The organism is Paenarthrobacter aurescens, from assembly GCF_025421775.1.
GTDB lineage: Bacteria > Actinomycetota > Actinomycetes > Actinomycetales > Micrococcaceae > Arthrobacter > Arthrobacter aurescens_B.
The window spans coordinates 1-18,858 of sequence record NZ_JAOEFX010000008.1 but is presented as its reverse complement, the minus strand read 5'-3'; the positions used below and the strand labels follow the sequence as shown (position 1 = coordinate 18,858).

The following is an 18,858-nucleotide window of genomic DNA, read 5'->3' as shown; positions in this document are numbered from 1 at the left end:
AAAAGTTCAACAACCCTTTCACGTAGGCGGCGTCGCGGCTAGGCTCTGTGGGTGACTACTGCAAACACTCCTGTACGCCCGAAGTCCGCCATCGATGCCGTCGCTGACGCGTACACAGAAAAGTTGATCGAACTCAATCCCAGCTTCGCCACCACGCTGGGCTTGCCCGGACACGAAACCGAATACCAGGACTACTCCCCTGCCGGTGCCGAGGCTCATGCGGAAGCCACAAAGTTGGCCTTGGATGCCTTGGCAGGCCTTGAGCCGTCCGATGATGTGGATGCCGTCACCCCCGACGCCATGCGCGAGCGGCTCGGCCTGGAACTGGAGATCCACGAGTCCGGTTGGGACGCCGCCGACCTGAACAACATTGCCTCTCCTGCCCAGGACATTCGCGCCATTTTCGACCTCATGCCCACCGACACCGTGGAGCACTGGGAGCACATCGCCGGCCGCGCGGCCAATGTTCCCGGGGCTGTTGAGGGCTATATTGAGTCGCTTCGCTCCGCTGCTGCCGACGGAAAAGTCGCCGCCGCCCGCCAAGTCCGGATCGTCATCGAGCAGACCGGCCGCTACGCCTCAGAGGACGGCTTCTTCGCCAAAATGGCCACCAACGCTGCTATTGATGGCTCGCCGCTGCCCGCCGAGGTTCAGTCAAGGCTCGACGCCGGGACTGCGGCCGCGCGTTCTGCGTACAGCGCCTTGGGTGGATTCCTTCGGGACGAACTCCTGCCCCTGGCGCCGGAGAAGGACGCAGTCGGGCGCGAACGCTACGCGCTGGCCTCGCGTTCATTCGTTGGCGCCGAAGTAGATCTGGAAGAGACCTACGCTTGGGGCGTCCAGGAACTTGAGCGGCTCATCGGCGAGCAGGAGAAGGTCGCGGCGCAGATCAAGCCCGGCGCCTCCATTGAAGAAGCCAAGGCCATCCTCAATAGCGACCCTGCCCGCCAGATCAAGGGCACCGACGCCTTGAAAGCCTGGATGCAGGAACTCTCCGACCGCGCTGTCTCCGAGCTGGCCGATGTCCACTTCGACATCCCGGACGTCATGAAAACCCTCGAGTGCATGATCGCCCCCACCGACGAGGGCGGCATCTACTACACCGGCCCTTCCGACGACTTCTCCCGGCCCGGACGTATGTGGTGGTCAGTTCCAGCAGGCGAGGACACTTTCACCACATGGTCCGAAACCACCACCGTTTTCCACGAAGGGGTGCCCGGCCACCACCTCCAAGTCGCCACGGCAACCTACCGCCGGGAACTCTTGAACAACTGGCGCCGCAATGTTTGCTGGGTCTCAGGCCACGGTGAAGGCTGGGCGCTCTACGCCGAGCAGCTCATGCTGGAACTGGGCTACCTCAAAGACCCGGGTGACCACATGGGCATGCTGGATGGCCAACGAATGCGGGCAGCCCGCGTAGTGTTCGACATCGGCGTCCACCTGGAGCTCCCCGTCCCCGAACGTTGGGGTACCGGCACCTGGACGCCCGAGAAGGGCTTCGACTTCCTCAAAGCCAACCTCGACATCAGTGAAGGCCAGCTCCAGTTCGAATTCACCCGCTACCTCGGCTGGCCGGGACAAGCTCCGTCCTACAAGGTGGGGCAGCGTCTGTGGGAGCAGATCCGTGCCGAGCTGGAGTCCCGTGAAGGCTTCGATCTCAAGTCCTTCCACAGCAAGGCGCTCAACATCGGCTCGGTCGGTTTGGACGTGTTGCGCAGGGCGCTGCTGGGCTGACTCGGCTCGAGTGCCTCCGGCCAGAGGCTGGGGGCACTCGGTGTGCCGCGACGCTGGTTCAGTCAAACTCCATGAAATCCCGTACTGCCGCAATCAGCCACTCATCCATCGAGTGGTATTCCGCTGCCTGGTGGCGTACGACCGCCCCAGTTGCGTCCCGCATCACGTCGTAGTCATCGACGACCACGACGTTCTTTCCGGTCCAGCAGGCCACATCATCGTTATCGGACCTGCAGGCAAAAGGAATCAGGTTCCAGCCAGGGAAAACCTCGTCTGTGTGTTTCATTCGCTGCGCCTGCTGGGCTCCTCGTAGAAGTTCCCAAGGTTCCAGATCCACCATGCCTCGCTCGATCATGCGGTCATAGAGACCCGGCAATGCAAGATTCTGCGTCAATGGTTTTCCTCCGAGCGGCAGTCGAGCACATCTGAATTCTCGAACAGATTCTACAATTCATTTCATATGGTGAAGGAGCTCCCTCAACTGAGTTTCCGTAGCGTCGACGCGCGAGACAAGTTCCTCATTATCAATGGTCCGCAACACTGCCGATATGGCCGTTCGTAAGACATCAGTTTCTCCGTCGTCGACAGCTACCGGAAACCAGCCTTCCCCATAGCAGTCGAAGAGATCGATGAGTTCTTTTCCGTGCAGTTCCAGTGAACGCCACATCAGTGGTTTCTCGGAACTGAAAGATCCGTGTGGGTTCTCCATCCAGAACGGACCTGCCTGCTCCTGAACGCGTCGAAGCGCATCCCTTGCGACAGCAAACCTGGCCCGGTCCACGGCAGTTGCCGATGCTTCATTCAGGCAGTTTGCGAGAGCAACAATAGTCTGAGGAGATGTTCCGATGAGGAAATGGCCCGGGGGCACTCCTGCAGCACCTCCTCGCGACGGTCTTCGACCTCATATCCTGGCTCTTCAAGAATCCAGCGCATTACCCACCTTAAGAACTCGAAATAAAATATTGGTTTCCCTCATCTGGCCTGAAGAATGTGCCCACCATCGCCAGCCTTCGGGGTTCTTATAACGATTGTATCGTCGCGCGGACCGAAGCTTTTGCGATTTCGTAAGTAACGCGGCCTGCCGCTAAGTATCTATTCTCAATATTGGAAGCAAACTGCTCCCTAGTGGAATTGTCCGCCAACTTGGCTGGGCCCGGGCACGCCAATCTACAAATTGAGCAGACGCCTAGGGAGGAGTTCCGCACGGAGCTTGAGTCCCACCAAGACTTCAACCAGAAGACCCTCCACAGCAACGCGCTGAACAACGGCAGGTAGCTTGAACGTCGCCCGAAGGCCCTCACTCGCGACCTCAGACTCTCCTGTGGCGGAGCGGAGTTGTGGGCACAAGAGGTGCCTCATCCGCTACGCAGCAATTCGTTCCTCGCACTAACCAAATAATGCACACCCTATTCATTGGCGATTAGTATCCCTACCGCGGCAGCTGGTATTGAGTCAGCCAGCCAAATTGCTGAATCAGCCCGGTAGAAGACGACCCCCAGCGATTGGGCAACCTCTGTTGCAATCGTGAGGACTACGGGATGCTTGTCCTTCCTCTTGCCAACTGCTGTGGCTTGTTCGACTGTCTCTGCCAGATGAACATATAGCCGTTGCATAGGTAAGATTCCGGACGCTTTGATCAGAGGAACACTGGCGGGCGCCGTCCCATGGAAAAGGACCTGCGGTGGCTGACTCGGATCCTGCGATGCAGCCACGGGAACAGAGTGGCCATGCAGTGCTCGTATCTGGCCATCCACCATCTGGTGACGCTTCTTCTCCGCGGCTTCCAGCACCTCATGGAGTGTTTTCTCATCGAGAGATTCCCATCCATGCCCTAGCCCGCGCAGGGCATCAAGTAGCTCGCTTACCGAGACCCATCCTTCCGGATCCAGCACCAAGGAATACTCTCCCGGTGCATGACGGAGGGCATGGGACAACACGCGGCTGATTTCTGACGGGCTTGGTCGACTGTTCATCTTTACTCCGAGTCCACGATTGCAGTAACTATGTCCGCCGGCCCTCGTTTGGATCCTCCCGATCGTAGGGTCGGGTTTGGGTGGTTCACCTGTGACACAGGCAGGCTGTCTATGGTGAACGGGCAGTTCAATCGAATTCAATAAAGTCCCGTATTGCCGCGATCAACCATTCATCCATTGAAGCGTATTCCGTTGCCGAGTGACGTACCGCCGCCCCAGTTGCGTCCCTCATAACGTCGTAGTCATCGACAACTACGACGTGTTCGCCAGTCCAGCAGGCCACATCATCATTGTCAGTCCTCCGCGCAATGGGAACCAGGCTCCATCCCGGAAAAACCTTCTCAAGGTGCTGCATACGCTGCCCCTGCTCTCCCCCGCGTAGAAGTTCCCACGGTTCCAGATCGACCATCCCACACTCAATCATCCGATCATAGAGAGCAGGCAACACAACATTCTGCGTCAATGGTTTTCCTCCTAATTGTCATCAATCCCCGGCCCACCCTGTGAACGGTGACCCTTGCGGGTAGGTGCTACGGAAAGCCGCGCCCTGTTTTCCAATCCTGTTTTCAATGGCTTCACCCCAGGTCTCTGCGAGTCGACCTTTATTCGGTCCCCGCGTGGCCGGGAAACGTTCCCTTACAACCGGGTCCTCGATGATGTCCGTGTAGTGATGCACATTAGCTAGCACAGGATTGTCCGTGTAGCCGGCGGCAAGTACCCGCCTGTTGTCGAGGGTTGTGTAAAGACCATCATTCATCATTACAACGTCTGCAGGGTCAAAGCCAGACCAGCCGCGAGCAGCCATGTTATCGATTCGCGGCTGCAGTTCAGTGACACTTCGTTGACTGAAACGTACTTCGGACGCATTGAGCAAGGTCGGGCTAGGGGAAAGGTCGCCAAGGCGGGTCGTTGCCGGCGCCGGGAGGTCGACTCTGTTGGCGGCGCCTCCGATGGGTAGTGCGCCCGTTCCTCCGCCGAGGGCCGTTGCGCCCAGCAACCCGGTTGGGGTGTGAGGCCCGGGTCCGGTGAGGTAGCCACCGGCTCCGCTGATCGCCCCTTCGACACCGTTTTCCACGGCCACCCGGGTGACAGGGTTGTTAACGAGTTTGCCCGCCATCATCCCGACTCCGCCCCCGATCATGCCCAGACCGCCGGAGATCGCGGCTTGGCCCCAGTTGACTTGGCCGGTGGTTGCTTTTTGGATGACGACGTCAGCGCCGAAGCTCATCAATCCCATGCCCGCGACTTGGCCACCGGGGACGAACATCAACGCCGCCCCGCCCACCACGGCAAGGCCACCGACCACGTATTCCCAGTTGTCTCCGAGCCAGTCCCCGGCTGCTGCGAACGCGCCGCGGGAGGAGCCGTCGTAGGCTTTCAGGTCAGCATCTGTCAGGGGACGGAGGCCGGTGGGGTCAGAAGTGTTGAGGGGGTTGTTCCCGGCGTAGGAGTAGGGGTTCCCGTCCCAGCCCGCTCCCAGGACAGGGGCGAGAGGGTCGGTGGAGAGGAAGCCCCGGGTGGCCGGGTCGTAGGCGCGTTTGCCGAGCCATTCGAGCCCGGCGATGTCGATCCCGCCACCGGCCGTCAGGGCGATACCGGTAGGCAACACACCACCGGCACCCAAACCCGCACCAGCACCGGCACCGGCACCGGCCAGCCCGGCACCGTTTGTTGTGGTGGTTCCGGGGGTGGGGTGTGGGGTGGTGGGAATGCCGAGGACGGCCCAAGGGTCGTACTGGTCGGTGGGGCGGGCGGCACGCCACCCGGGCGCGGTCCACGCGTCGCCGATGCCGGTGACTCCGCCGGGCAGGGACAACACCTGGGTGCCGTTGGCACCGGCGAGGGTCGGGACGGGTGCTGCGGTGTCCCACCACAACGGTGTCCCGTCCACGGTGGCGAGTTCACCGAGCGCGTCGACGTGGAGCCGGTGCCGTGATTGTTCGGCCCCGTCCCGATCCTTTTCGATGGTTCCGGTGAGGTAGCCGGTGGGGCCCCAGGCGTATTCGGTCCAGGACCCGTCCGGGTCGATCACCCGGACCCGCCGACCCAACCCGTCATACACAAACTCGGTGACCGAACCATCAGGTTCCGTCACGGACTGTAGCTGGCCTGCGGCGTCGTAGGCGAAGGTTCGTGCCCCGGTGGGGGTGGTTTCGCGGAGAAGCCGCCCACCGGCGTCGTACTCCCACCCCAACACCGACGCCGACGCCGACGCGTTGTGGCTGTCTGTGGTGGTGGCGGCGGAGACCATTTGCCCGGCGGTGTCGTACCCGTACCGGGTCACTAGCCCGCCCCGTGCCAGGGCGGTGATCCGCCCGCCGTCCTCACGGCCGATCAGCGTCACATCAGCCACACCCGGGTTATCGGTGCGGGTGCGGGTGTGCTCTAAAAGTGCCCCGTCCCGGTACGTCCATTCCTGGGTGTACTGGCCCGCGGTCGCAGAGGTGACCCGCCCGGAGGGGTCGTGGGTGAAGGCCGCGTCCCCAAGCAACGGGTTCGACACGGCCGTGACCCGGCCTGCAGGGTCGCGGGTGTATCGGGTGGTGGCGCCGGTGGGGTCGGTGAAGGCGGTCCGGTTCCCGTCACCGTCATACTCCCACCCCAACACCTGACTCCCGGTCCCGGTCCCGTTGGAGCGGCGGGTGAGGAGGCCGCGGGGGTCAAAGCACAGTTCGTGCTCCACCGCATACCCCGCCCCACCCGTATGGTCGGTGATGACCACCCGCCGGCCGGCCACGTCACGTTCGATCGCGGCGATCAGTGCACCGTCCACCGACGTCGACGCTTCCCGGCCCGCGGTGTCGTAGGTCCAGGTGGTGGTGTGCCCGTCCGGGTCCGTTTGGGAGAGCTGCCGGCCCGCCGGGTCATACGTCGCAGTCGTGACCCTCCCCAGCGGGTCCGTGACCGTGTCGACCTGGTCCGTGGCCGTATAGGTGCGGGTGGTCACCCCACCCAAAGGGTCGGTGATGCGGGTGAGGCGGCCGCGGGTGTCGTACTCGAACCGGGTCCGGCCACCCACCCCGTTCGTCGTGGACACTAACTCCCCGGCGAGGTTGTATTCAAAGCGGCGGGTCCCGTACCAGGAATCCTGCGCAAAACTCAGCCGCCCGACCTTGTCGTACCCATACCGGGCCGTCCCCTCCCCCGGCGTATGCCTCGCGGTCAACCTGCCACAGGGATCGTAGGCGAAGGTCTCGACCTCCCCGGTCGGCAGTCTCCTGGCGGTGAGGCGCTGATCGGGGTCGTAGGCCAGTTCCGTGACCGCCCCGACCGGGTCAACACTGCGGAACGGCCGGCCGCAGTGGTCGTACTCGAACCGGGTCACCGCCCCCGTGGGTGAGGTGATCGAGGTGATCTTCCCCGCAGCGTCGCGGCCCAGGACCGTCAACCCGCCCTCACCATCGACCAACTCGACCGGGTTCCCGGCCGCGTCATAGCTGACCAGCTCCGCGGACCCGTCCGCGGACTCGGCCCGGGTGGGGCGGCCGTACTCATCAAAACTGTAGGTATTCGTGGCGAACGCGTCGGTCAAGGACGCGGTGCCGCTGGACCGGTCGGTGACCGCGCCCGTGCGGACACCGGTCGGATCCACCACGGCAGTGAGGGCACCGACCGTGTCGTACTCCCTCACCCAGTCATGCCCGGCCGGGTCCGTCACTGCGATGAGCCGGGAGAGGTTGTCGTGGATGAACCCCCACCTCGCCCCGTCCGGCAGCACAGCGCCGGTGAGGTTCCCGAGCTCGTCAACAACCCGTTCGATACTGCGGCCGAGCGGGTCGGTGGTGCGGGCCAACTCCCCGTTGGGGGCGTACTCGAACACCGTCCGGCCCCCATCAGGGGCAACCACCGCGGTGGTCCGGCCCGCGGCGTCGTGCTCAAAAGCCCACACCGCCCCGTCCGGATCCACCCGACGCACCAACACCCCGGCATCGTCATAACCGAACCGGGTCTCAGCCCCCGACGGGCTCACCGCCGTGACCGGCCTGCCCGCCCGGTCCCGCACAATCCTCGCGGTGTCACCTGCGGCGTTGGACGTTCCGGTCAGGTCCCCGAACTCGTCGTACTCAAACCCGATCGTGACCCCGACCGGGTCCGTGACCTGGGTCAGGAGCCCGTCCCGCCACACCAGCTCGGTCCGGCCACCCAACGGATCCACCACCACAGAGGGGTCCCGGGACAGGTCATCGGCGTACTCATAGGTCACGACGGACCCGGACGCGGTGACCAAGGTGGTGATACGGTCCTGCTCATCCCACCCATACGTGAGGTCAGCGCCTTCCGGGGTCACGGTCCGGATCTTCCGGCCCCGGCCGTCGTAACCATGGACCGTGACCGCACCGTCACGCTCGGTCAAAGACACCAGATTCCCGTGCCCGTCATAGGCCATGGACTGGCGCCGGTCCTCCGCGTCCAACACCCCCACCAAACGGCCCTTGCCATCGGCGACCCACGAGTTGGACCGGGACCCGTCCTCATCGGAGACCACCGTGACCCGGCCCGGCAAATACGCGAACCTCGTCCGCCGCCCATGCTGGGTGACCTGCAAAACCACCCGGCCGGCCTCGTCATACGTGTTTTCGGCTTCCACCACACCCGCAGCAGAAACCACCGAGGCGATCAGGCCCTGCTCGTTCCACCGATACACCCTCGTACCGGTCTCCGTGCCGACGGTGACCAAACGGCCCTCGGCGTCGTACCCGTACTCAACCCGGCGCCCATCCGAACCCCGCACCACCCCGACAACACCATCAACGTAATCGATCTTCACAAACCGGCCCCGCACATGCACCAACCGGTCAACCGCCCCCAACCCACCACCATCGACCGCTTCACTGCGGTGGGCGGAGATGGTCCGGCCGGGCCCTGCCCCGGTCCCGAGCCACACCCCGGACAGGGCGTAAGCCCACCAACCGCCCTGGTTATCGGTCACGACCAACACCTCAACGGTGCCCTCCGGCAAGGAGGACAATTCCGCCAGGAACGGTGTGCTGGCATCTTTGCGGGTGAGCCAGTAGTTCTCGCCAACGGCGCGGGCCCAGCCGGCCCCTTCGCGGGGGAAGTCCACCGCCCGCCCGTCGGCCATCACCCACCGGCACCCCTCATCAGTGATCACCAGGTGCTGGTCCAGCACCGAAGCCCACCCCGGACCAAACACCCCCACACCCTCCAGGCCGGAACCGAGGGAGTTATACATCCTTGTGACCGCCAGGTCCGCGGCCGCCCCGGCGAACCCCAGATCCGTTTCCGGCTCAATGAAGTTCCCCGTGGCCGTGTTCACCGGATCGTTCGCGTACCCGGAGGTGGGCACCGCCCCGGCCGCCGTGGGCGGGTCAATGACCAACCCGGTCCGGGTCCCCGAAACCCCCGCCGCGGCCAACGCCTCGTTCACCGCCGCGTCCGACAGGGTCGAGACCGCACCCTCAGCACCGGCGGCAGCGAACGCGTCCGCGACCACCACAGCCCACGCCGCATCCGCCTCATTGGCCTGCAAATACTGCCGGAACGCGCTCACCACACCCGCGGCGTCGATCCGGCCCCACCCGCACCGGTCCGCGAACGAAGACAACTCCGACTCCAAGGACCCCGGAACCGACGCAATCCCCTCATCCAGGCCACGGGAACCCGCAGCGAAAGTCCGCAACGACTCCGGACGGGCCGAGGAGACCCCGCCCCCGTACCCGCCACCCGGGCCAGGGGTCTCCCGCGACCCCGACGCCGGGGCTTCGGACGGGAACGACGGCGCGTTCCCGGGCTCCATATTCGGACGCGCTTCCTCACCCCAAAGGCTGTCACCAAACTGCTCAAGCCAGTTGCGGTTGTTATGCCGCCGCACCCACTCGTTGTTCTGCCGACGCCGGTCATCCTCGTCCCGCGCCTCGGAAATCATGGTCCCCACATACCCGGCCACCGTGCGTAACGCCGAGGCCAAGGACTCCGCGTCCCGGGACGCCGTCACCGCGTTCGCCGCGAACACCTCCGAAAAATGCCCCCGGAAATCCTCCCCCGCCCCGGTCACCAACGGCGTCCGCGACCCCGAATGCTCCTGGACCCGCGACGCTGCGGACTCAAAAGCACCCTTCACCGACTCAGCAACCCCATACACAAACCGGCCACCATGGGCACCATCGGAATCCGGCAACAACGGCATCTCAACGAACTCGGTCACAACCACAGCCCCCCACAGCACAAGAACGCGAACAAAACCCAACAACCCACAAAAACCCGCACCACAACAACACAGTGCAACGGCCGGGCAACCACACCACGCATCAACGCAGCACGATCACCCGGCCCCCACACTCACACCAAAAAAAGAATCAGGCCCCGCCACCGGCAGAGAAAATATCCTGCGAAATCTTCTGCAACTGACCCCGCAACTGCTCCAGCTCTTCCTTGGCCTTATCCAACGCAGCCTTCGTCTCCGGCCACGTCGAACCACGGAACTCAGCAGCCAACGGACCATCCCACACATTCGGATCCGACAACACACGACCCTGCGCATCCAACGCCGAAATCTGATCCGTAAACCCACCAGTAATAATCGACTGCACCTGACCAATAGCAGCCTTGGCCTGCTCAGTAGACAACACACGCGACATAGAACTTTCCTCCCAATAAGAACAATCGCTTCACAACCAGACCCAAGGCCCGGTAACAGACGCCACCAAACTACCAACCCCAACCAATAAATCCAACAAACTGATAAAAACTTGTGGATAGGTTGGCGTCCCTATCCGCAGTGAGGACTGCCAGCTGAGGCCAACGTCACAGGAGCGGTAGGAATAACTTTTGCGCACGTAACATTTCTCAACGTCCGTTCGCTATGTTATTGGCCATGCACCTAACGTGTTCCGGTGAGCACCTCAACCAACACTTCCCCAGCAGCTGGCACGAGCGGCTTCCGGCTCCCCAAGTGGGCCGGTTCCTTCGGCGTCCAGATCATCGCAGCCCTCATTGTGGGCCTCATCCTCGGCCTCATCGCCAAGTACACGGGCAGCACCAAGACCGCCCCCAACGGTTTGGGGGCTACTCTCCAGACGATCGGCTCCAGCTACGTCTCCTTGCTGCAGACCGCCGTCGTTCCCTTGATTTTCACCGCTGTGGTGAGCTCCATTGCCAACCTGCGCCAGGTCTCCAACGCTGCGCGGCTGGCCTGGAACACCCTGCTGTGGTTCGCGATCACCTCGCTGGTATCGGTGCTGATCGGCATCGGCCTGGGCGTGCTCCTGCAGCCGGGCGCCGCAACCGGCATCACCGAAGAAGCCAAGTACGCCGGCAAGACTGGTGACTGGTGGGCCTTCTTGATCGGTCTCTTCCCCAAGAACTTCCTGGGTCTTGGCGCCAGCTCCACGGTGACCGAGAGCGCCAACGCTGCCACCACCGTCAGCACCGCGGTCAACTTCAACGTGCTGCAGATCCTGGTGATTGCGATCGCGATCGGTGTTGCAGCGCTCAAGGTTGGCAAGCAGGCCGAGGCCTTCCTGACCTTCAACGCTTCGGCGCTGGCCGTCATCCAAAAGGTCCTGTGGTGGATCATCCGCCTCGCTCCGCTGGGCACCATCGGCCTGATCGGTAACGCTGTGGCCATCTACGGCTGGGACACCATCGGATCCTTGGGCAAGTTCACCGCCGCCATCTACATCGGGCTGGCTCTGGTGCTGTTCGTCCTTTACCCCATCCTGGTGCGCATTCACGGGCTCTCCATCAAGCAGTACTTCTCCGGCGTGTGGCCGGCCGTGCAGCTGGCGTTCGTCTCCCGTTCCTCGATCGGCACGCTGCCGCTCACGCAGCGCGTCACTGAACGGAACCTCGGCGTCCCCTCCGGCTACGCTTCCTTCGCCGTGCCGCTGGGCGCCACCACCAAGATGGACGGTTGCGCAGCAATCTACCCGGCCATTGCAGCAATCTTCGTGGCACAGTTCTTCGGCATCAACCTGGACTTCAGCCAGTACCTGCTGATCGTTCTGGTCTCGGTCCTGGGTTCGGCCGCTACGGCAGGTACCACCGGCGCCGTTGTCATGCTCACGCTGACCCTGTCCACGCTGGGACTGCCGCTGGCCGGCGTCGGCCTCCTGCTGGCTATCGACCCCATCCTGGACATGGGCCGCACCGCAGTCAACGTGGCTGGCCAGGCACTGGTCCCGGCCATCGTGGCCAAGCGTCAGGGCATCCTGGATGAGTCGCTGTACAACGCACCCCGCAACGGCGCCGCCTTCGCCGACGAGTACGCCGCCGACAAGGCGGCAGCCGAAAGCAACGAGCGCGAACTGGCCGACACCAAGGCGTAGTCTCAGCGTCTTTGGAAGTGCGCAAATCCCCCGGGGAGTTCTCCCCGGGGGATTTCCCCGTTAAAGGGGCCAACTCTGGATAGGCTCTGACCATGCTGATCGTCACTTCAAATGAAATCCCGGGCCACCGGATCGACGCCGTCTTCGGCGAAGTCATGGGCCTCACCGTCCGCTCACGGGACATCGGCTCGCAAATGCTGGCCGGCTTCCGTTCCCTCGGCGGCGGCGAGCTGCCCGAAATGACCAAGGCACTCTACGAAAGCCGCCAGGAAGTCATGGCACGCATGGTCAACGAAGCGCAGCAGCGAGGGGCCAATGCCATCGTCGCCATGCGGTTCGACACTTCGGAAATGGGCACCAACTGGACCGAAGTGTGCGCCTACGGCACCGCCGTCTACGTCCTGCCGCTCGGAGAGGGCGCGCCCGGAGCTACGGGACAGTCGGTCTACCTGACCAAGACGGCCGCACAACAGCCCGCCCAGCCGGCACAGCCGCAGCAGTCAGCACAGCAGCAGCAGTTCACCCAGCCGCAGCAGCCCGCCCAGCCGCAGCAATTTACCCCACCAACTCCCCCGACCCAGCCTCACCAGTTCTAGTCGGATCAGCCCAAAGGTCCCGCCCTTCTTCGTTCCCTCGCCGCTCAACGGTGAGCTGAGCGAATAAGGGCGGGACTTTTCGCATGCCCACTCGATTCAAATTGCGCAGAGTGCAAACTTGCACTTAGTGTAAGTATGTGACCCAAGCCAGCAACCACGGTGCCGCTGCGGAGTCGCCTGCCCATGCCGACGCCGCAGTCCCCACACGACGCGAACTCAACAAGGCGGCCACCCGCAGCTCCATCGCTTCCGCAGCCCTGGACCTTTTGCGTAGCAACGGGTCCGGCAATTTCACCGTCGAGGACATCGCAGCCAGCGCAGGGGTATCCCGGCGGACTTTCTTCAACTACTTCCCCAGCCTTGAAGCCGCCCTGGCATCAGTAGCCGACGGCTTCATGGACCACGCCTTGGAGCAGTTCCGGCTACGCCCGGCGGACGAGTCAATTCTCGAATCCGCCCAAGCAGCCCTCATGGCGCTGGCCGATCCCATGTCCGTGGCGCCCATGGCCGAGCTGTTCAGCCTGACCCAGGACAACCGCCAGCTGGCCCGCTCCGAGCTTGAAGCGTGGGAACACTGCACCGAGCAGATTATTGACGCCGCCCGCAGCAGGCTCGGCGCCGGCATCAGTGAGCTCTACCTCCATGCCTTGGCGGGCTCAGTGATCTCCTGCGGCAAGGCCGCAATGACCGTCTGGTTCGCCGACCGCGGCCCGGATCTCTCGGCGGAGTCCCTCGCGGTTCTGCGCCAGCACCTCATCGATGCGATGGGCCTCCTGGGCGCCGGCTTCGCGCCGCCGTCGGACGCGCCTGCCCCCACCTCCCCCTCCGTTCCAACCACCACAGATCGGTTCTGACATGGCTTCGTTCCTCTACCGTCTCGGCAAGTTTTCGTATCGGCGCCGCTGGATGGTCATCTCCATCTGGCTGGCCGTCATGGTGGCAGTGGGCGGCTCGGCCGCAGCGTTCCACGGCACCATGTCCAACAACTTCACCATCCCGGGCACCGAAACCCAGCAGATGGCCGACAAGCTCAAGGAAGCCCTTCCCGATTCCTCGGGAGGTTCGGCCAGCGTGGTCTTCGACGCCGGCGACGGCGGATTCGACCAAGCCAAGAAGGACGCAGTGGCCGCTGCCCTGACAAAGCTTGAAGCCATGCCGGACGTGCAAGGAACGGTGAACCCGTTCACCACGCAGGAGCAACTGGATAACTCCGCGGCTGAGATCGCTGCCGGTGAGGCGAAGGCAGCCGAGGGCCAGGCCCAGCTTGATGCTTCCCGCGCCCAGTTGGAAGCGGGCGAGGCCCAACTCGCCGGGGCCGAACAGCAACTGGCCGCCTCTGGCCTCACACCCGCCCAGATTGAAGCCCAGTTGGCACCGCAGCGCGCAGAACTTGTTGCCGGCAAGGAAAAGCTCGACGCCGGAGCCAAGGAAGCTGCCGACGGCGCCGCCGCATTGGCTCTGGGCAAGCGACAGCTCGAGGCCTCTGAAGGCCTCCGCTTTGTGTCCAGCGACAACAAAGCAGCGGTAGCCCAGGTCCAGTTCAAGACCTCCATCAACGCCGTTGACCCCGCCGTCCGCGAAGAGGTCCAGGAGATCGTCCACGGCGTCTCATCGGCCGGCGTCACGGCCTACGCCAGCAAGGAAATCACCGAAGATGTCTCGGAGATCTTCGGTATTGCTGAAATCGTGGGCGTCGCAGTCGCGGCCTTGGTGCTGATCCTCATGCTCGGCACATTGATCGCAGCGGGCTTGCCGCTCCTGATGGCCCTCATCGGTGTTGCCGTTGGCGTCGGCGGAACGTTCGCCCTCACCAGCGTGATCGACATGAGCTCCATCTCCCCCATGCTCGCCCTCATGCTGGGCCTCGCTGTCGGCATCGACTACTCCCTTTTCATCGTCAACCGTCACCGCACCCAGCTTCTGGCCGGCATGGACGCTGAGGAATCCGCGGCACTGGCCACCGGCACCTCAGGTAACGCTGTGTTGTTCGCCGGGCTCACCGTCATCATCGCCCTGGCTGCGCTGGTGGTTCCCGGGCTGCCGTTCCTCGCAGTCATGGGTGTTGCTGCCGCAGCGACAGTCGCCGTGGCCGTCGTCGTCGCCTTGACCCTGACGCCCGCCGTTCTGGCCCTGATCGGCCGCCGACTCATCTCCAAGCGCGCTTGGGCCAAGGCTGCCAAGCACAACGCCGAGCCCGGCCACGAAGCAGCCGACCGTGAACGCGACGAGAAGCGCAGCAGCGGTGGCTGGGGCGGCATGGTCACCCGTCATCCGTGGGTTGCTTTGGTCCTCAGCGTCGTCCTGCTCGGGGCCGTAGCGCTGCCGGCCTCCCAGCTCCGGCTCGCATTGCCCGACGGCGGATCCGAGCCCGTGGATTCGCAGGCCTTCAAGGCGTACGACCTCACCCGCAGCAGCTTCGGCGAAGGCGTGACGGGACCGATCATCGTGGTCGGCGAGTTCCCGGAAGGCCTCAGCGAGAACGACGCCAAAAATAAGCAGTTTGACGTGGCGGACCAGCTTCGCAGTGTTGAGAATGTCGTCGCAGCCGTGCCGATTGCCCTGAGCGAAGACCGCCGCACCACCGTCTTCCAGGTCATTCCGAAGGAAGGCCCGGCCAGCGCCGGCACCGTGCAGGTGGTGTCGGATCTCCGGGCCAAGGGCTCAGCAATTCAGGACGACCTGGACGTGACCATCGGCCTGACCGGGCAAACCGCGGGCAACATTGACGTCTCCAACAAGCTCGGGGCTGCCTTGCCACCGTACTTGGCGATCGTCGTCGGGCTTTCCCTGCTCCTGTTGCTCCTGGTATTCCGTTCAATCGTGGTCCCGCTGCTGGCAACCGGCGGATTCCTGCTCTCCCTGGCCGCTGCGTTCGGCGCCGTGGTTGCTGTGTACCAGTGGGGCTGGCTGGGAGGGATCTTCGACGTCGCCAACCCTGGCGCGGTCCTGAGCTTCCTGCCCATCATCCTGATTGGTGTGCTGTTCGGCCTCGCCATGGACTACCAGGTGTTCATCACGTCCGGCATGAGGGAATCGTTCATGCACGGCGAGTCCGCCAAGCACGCAGTGCGTTCCGGATTCAGCCATGCCGCTGCCGTGGTCACCGCAGCCGCGATCATCATGGTCAGCGTGTTCTCCGGCTTCATCTTCAGCCACCTCACCATGGTCCGTCCGTTGGGCTTCGCGATGGCCTTCGGTGTGCTGATTGACGCCTTTGTAGTGCGCATGACCATCGTTCCGGCTGTCATGTACCTCCTGGGCGAGAAGGCTTGGTGGCTGCCCAAGTGGCTGGAACGCATCCTCCCGGACGTGGACGTTGAAGGCGCCAAGCTGGAGCGCACCGACCGCCGGAAGGCCGACTCCGAGGAACTGGTCCACTAACCGTCTCTCACCTAACAGCCGATATAACCGAACGCTCGCTCACTTGCTTGAGGCAAGTGAGCGAGCGTTCGGTTTAAGCACGCGGAAGGTGATAGAGGGTCGGCGGGATAAGCGCGGGAAGTGAGAGATGGTTGGTATTAGGCTGGGGACCGTGACCCGATTGATTCTCGCCTCCCAGTCCCCCGCCCGCACCAAGCTGCTCACGGAAGCCGGGATCCAGCACGACGTCTTGGTGTCGGACGTTGACGAGGACGCAGTGCAGGCAAAATACGGAGTGACCGACGCGCACGACACCGCGCTCCTCCTCGCCCGGGCCAAGGCCGAGGCAGTTGCCGCGCTTCCCGAGGCCGAGGGCGCATTGGTGATCGGCTGCGATTCGGTGTTCGAGTTCGACGGCGAGTCCCACGGCAAGCCCTACACCGCGGAGGTCGCCCGGGAGCGGATGCTGCGCATGAGCGGCTCGCAGGGAGTACTGCACACCGGACACTGGCTGGTGGACTGCCGGGACACAGCCGACGGCGCGGACGACGACGCAGCAGGGAACGAGACCCCAGAGGGCACCGGCGCCACCGTCGGAGCAGTTTCCTCCGCCGAAGTGCATTTTGCCGAGATGAGCCGGCAGGACATCGACGCCTACGTCGCCACAGGAGAACCCCTTCACTGCGCGGGCTCGTTCACCATCGACGGCCTGGGTGGGGCCTTCATCCGCAAGGTCAACGGTGACCCGCACGCCGTCGTCGGGCTTTCCATCTCCACCCTCCGGGACCTGTTGGTCCACGCGAACGTGGGAATCACCGAGCTCTGGGACACCGACGAGCAGTAGAACACATTTGTAGCAACCCTACAAAGGAACATCGCCTCACACACGGAATCCCCCATCAATATGGGCGGAACCCTCACAATCACGCTAGGCTCCTCAAGGACAGAAGGAGTCAACAACTTGTCAGCTAACCCGGCGCAGCCCATTTCCAGCCCTCTTACCAAGGTCTTGATTGCCAACCGCGGCGAAATCGCGGTCCGCATCATCAGAGCCGCCCGGGACGAAGGCATCGCCTCCGTAGCGGTCTACGCCGACCCTGACCGTGACGCACTCCATGTCCGTCTTGCCGACGAAGCGTATGCGCTGGGTGGCAACACCGCGGCTGAGTCCTACCTTGTGATGGACAAGATCATCGAGGTCGCCAAGCAATCCGGCGCCGACGCGATCCACCCCGGCTACGGTTTCCTCGCCGAGAATGCTGAGTTCGCGGCAAAGGTCATCGAGGCCGGCATCACCTGGATCGGCCCCTCCCCCGAAGCAATCTCCGCCTTGGGCGATAAGGTCCAGGCCCGCCACATCGCCGAAAAGGTTGGCGCCCCCTTGGTCCCCGGTACGGCTGATCCGGTGGAATCCGCAGATGAAATCCTGAAGTTCGCCGAAGAATTCGGGCTCCCGGTCGCCATCAAGGCTGCCTTCGGCGGCGGTGGGCGCGGCATCAAGGTCGCCCGCACCATGGACGAAATCCCCGAGCTCTACGAATCCGCAGTCCGGGAAGCCACCGCTGCTTTCGGTCGTGGTGAGTGCTTCATCGAACGCTTCCTCGATGCCCCGCGCCACGTCGAGACCCAGTGCCTCGCCGACGCTTTCGGCAACGTCGTTGTGGTCTCCACCCGCGACTGCTCACTCCAGCGCCGCAACCAGAAGCTCGTGGAGGAAGCCCCGGCTCCGTACCTGAGCGAAGAGCAGAACAAACGCCTCTACGAGTCCTCCAAGGCCATTTTGAAGGAAGCCAACTACTTGGGCGCCGGCACCTGTGAATTCCTGGTGGGCCAGGACGGCACCATCTCCTTCCTCGAGGTCAACACCCGCCTCCAGGTGGAGCACTGCGTTTCCGAAGAAGTTACGGGCATCGACCTGGTACGCGAGCAGTTCCGCATCGCCCGCGGAGAAGCACTCGGCTACGACGATCCCGAGGTCCGCGGCCACTCCTTCGAGTTCCGCATCACCGGAGAAGATCCGGGCCGCAACTTCATGCCTGCTCCGGGCACCATCAGCACCCTGAAGAACCCTACGGGTCCGGGCATCCGAGTAGACTCCGGCGTCGAGCAGGGCGACGTCATCAGCGGCAACTTCGACTCCATGCTCTCCAAACTGATCGTCACCGGCGCCTCCCGCGAACAAGCGCTCCAGCGTTCACGCCGGGCGCTGGAGGAAATGGTGGTTGAGGGCATCCCCACTGTCATCCCCTTCGACCTCGCTGTGGTCACCGACCCCGCCTTCGCACCGGCAGAAGGCCCGTTCAGCGTCCACACCCGCTGGATCGAAACCGAATTCGTCAACAGCATCCCCGCATGGTCTGCGAACGTAGCCGGCGCTGAGGCGCCCGACGCCGGTGAGCGCCAGCGCGTCGTCGTCGAGGTTGGCGGCAAGCGCCTTGAAGTCGTCCTGCCGTCCGGCCTGGGTGGCGGTGTCGCCGCGGTCTCCAGCGGTTCAGGCGCCAAGTCCGGCAAGTCCAAGAAGCGCTCCCGATCAGCTGGCGCCACGGCCGCCGCAGCAGGTGGCAACGCCCTGACCTCCCCCATGCAGGGCACCATCGTGAAGGTGGCAGCTGCTGAAGGCGACGTGGTGGCTGAAGGCGACCTGATCGTGGTTCTCGAAGCCATGAAGATGGAGCAGCCCCTCACCGCCCACAAGGCAGGTACCGTGCGCGGCCTCGCCGCCACGGCCGGCGAAACCGTTGCGGCCGGCGCAGTCATCGCCACCATCGAGGACTAAGGCGAAATACCCCAAACACGACGGCGGCGCCCCCCCCAAGGGGGGGGGCCGCCGGCGGGTGTGGGGGGGGTGGGGGACCGGGTGTTGGGAGTGCAAGGGCGAGGGGGGGGCCCGCAGGCCGAGCGGGGGGG

12 protein-coding genes are annotated in these 18,858 nt (G+C 63.9%); 7 read left to right on the top strand and 5 right to left on the bottom strand.

The annotated features are described in order from the left end of the window. Positions 1-51 precede the first annotated feature (51 nt). Positions 52-1,734, top strand: a complete 1,683-nt coding sequence (locus tag N7568_RS16715) for a DUF885 domain-containing protein (protein WP_261610918.1) — start codon at positions 52-54, stop codon at positions 1,732-1,734. A gap of 58 nt (positions 1,735-1,792) precedes the next feature. Here N7568_RS16715 and N7568_RS16710 read toward each other — a convergent pair whose 3' ends face one another. The 5 genes from N7568_RS16710 to N7568_RS16690 all read right to left on the bottom strand — a co-directional run bounded on the left by N7568_RS16710 (position 1,793) and on the right by N7568_RS16690 (position 10,306). Further along, positions 1,793-2,128 (bottom strand): hypothetical protein, encoded by a 336-nt coding sequence (locus N7568_RS16710; protein ID WP_261610917.1) that lies wholly within the window; start codon positions 2,126-2,128, stop codon positions 1,793-1,795. 1,012 nt (positions 2,129-3,140) lie between these two features. Further along, complete coding sequence (locus N7568_RS16705) at positions 3,141-3,707, bottom strand: RNA 2'-phosphotransferase (RefSeq protein WP_261610916.1); 567 nt, start codon at positions 3,705-3,707, stop codon at positions 3,141-3,143. Between the two features lie 127 nt (positions 3,708-3,834). Next, entirely contained in the window at positions 3,835-4,170 is a 336-nt protein-coding gene (locus N7568_RS16700) for a hypothetical protein (protein ID WP_261610915.1), read from the bottom strand. Between the two features lie 21 nt (positions 4,171-4,191). Then, complete coding sequence (locus N7568_RS16695; protein ID WP_261610914.1) at positions 4,192-9,873, bottom strand: DUF6531 domain-containing protein; 5,682 nt, start codon at positions 9,871-9,873, stop codon at positions 4,192-4,194. Between the two features lie 151 nt (positions 9,874-10,024). After that, a complete protein-coding gene (locus N7568_RS16690) occupies positions 10,025-10,306 on the bottom strand; it encodes a hypothetical protein (protein ID WP_026547649.1) in 282 nt (93 codons plus the stop codon). 255 nt (positions 10,307-10,561) lie between these two features. On the opposite strand from N7568_RS16690, the gene N7568_RS16685 reads away from it, so the two are divergent. The 6 genes from N7568_RS16685 (at position 10,562) to N7568_RS16660 (ending at position 18,727) form a co-directional block, all read left to right on the top strand. Further along, on the top strand, positions 10,562-11,995 hold the full coding sequence (locus N7568_RS16685; protein ID WP_261610913.1) for a dicarboxylate/amino acid:cation symporter: 1,434 nt from the start codon (positions 10,562-10,564) through the stop codon (positions 11,993-11,995). Between the two features lie 92 nt (positions 11,996-12,087). Then, positions 12,088-12,591: a YbjQ family protein gene (locus tag N7568_RS16680; protein ID WP_261610912.1), complete on the top strand. Its 504-nt coding sequence runs from the start codon at positions 12,088-12,090 to the stop codon at positions 12,589-12,591. 137 nt (positions 12,592-12,728) lie between these two features. Beyond that, positions 12,729-13,445, top strand: coding sequence for a TetR/AcrR family transcriptional regulator (locus N7568_RS16675; RefSeq protein ID WP_261610911.1), 717 nt, complete (start codon positions 12,729-12,731; stop codon positions 13,443-13,445). 1 nt (position 13,446) lies between these two features. Beyond that, positions 13,447-15,972 carry an MMPL family transporter gene (locus N7568_RS16670; protein ID WP_261610910.1) on the top strand — a complete coding sequence of 842 codons (2,526 nt, stop codon included), beginning with the start codon at positions 13,447-13,449 and terminating at the stop codon, positions 15,970-15,972. Positions 15,973-16,123: 151 nt separating this feature from the next. Then, positions 16,124-16,795 (top strand): Maf family protein, encoded by a 672-nt coding sequence (locus N7568_RS16665; protein WP_261610909.1) that lies wholly within the window; start codon positions 16,124-16,126, stop codon positions 16,793-16,795. A gap of 60 nt (positions 16,796-16,855) precedes the next feature. After that, positions 16,856-18,727 (top strand): acetyl/propionyl/methylcrotonyl-CoA carboxylase subunit alpha, encoded by a 1,872-nt coding sequence (locus N7568_RS16660; RefSeq protein ID WP_261610908.1) that lies wholly within the window; start codon positions 16,856-16,858, stop codon positions 18,725-18,727. Positions 18,728-18,858: the final 131 nt, after the last annotated feature.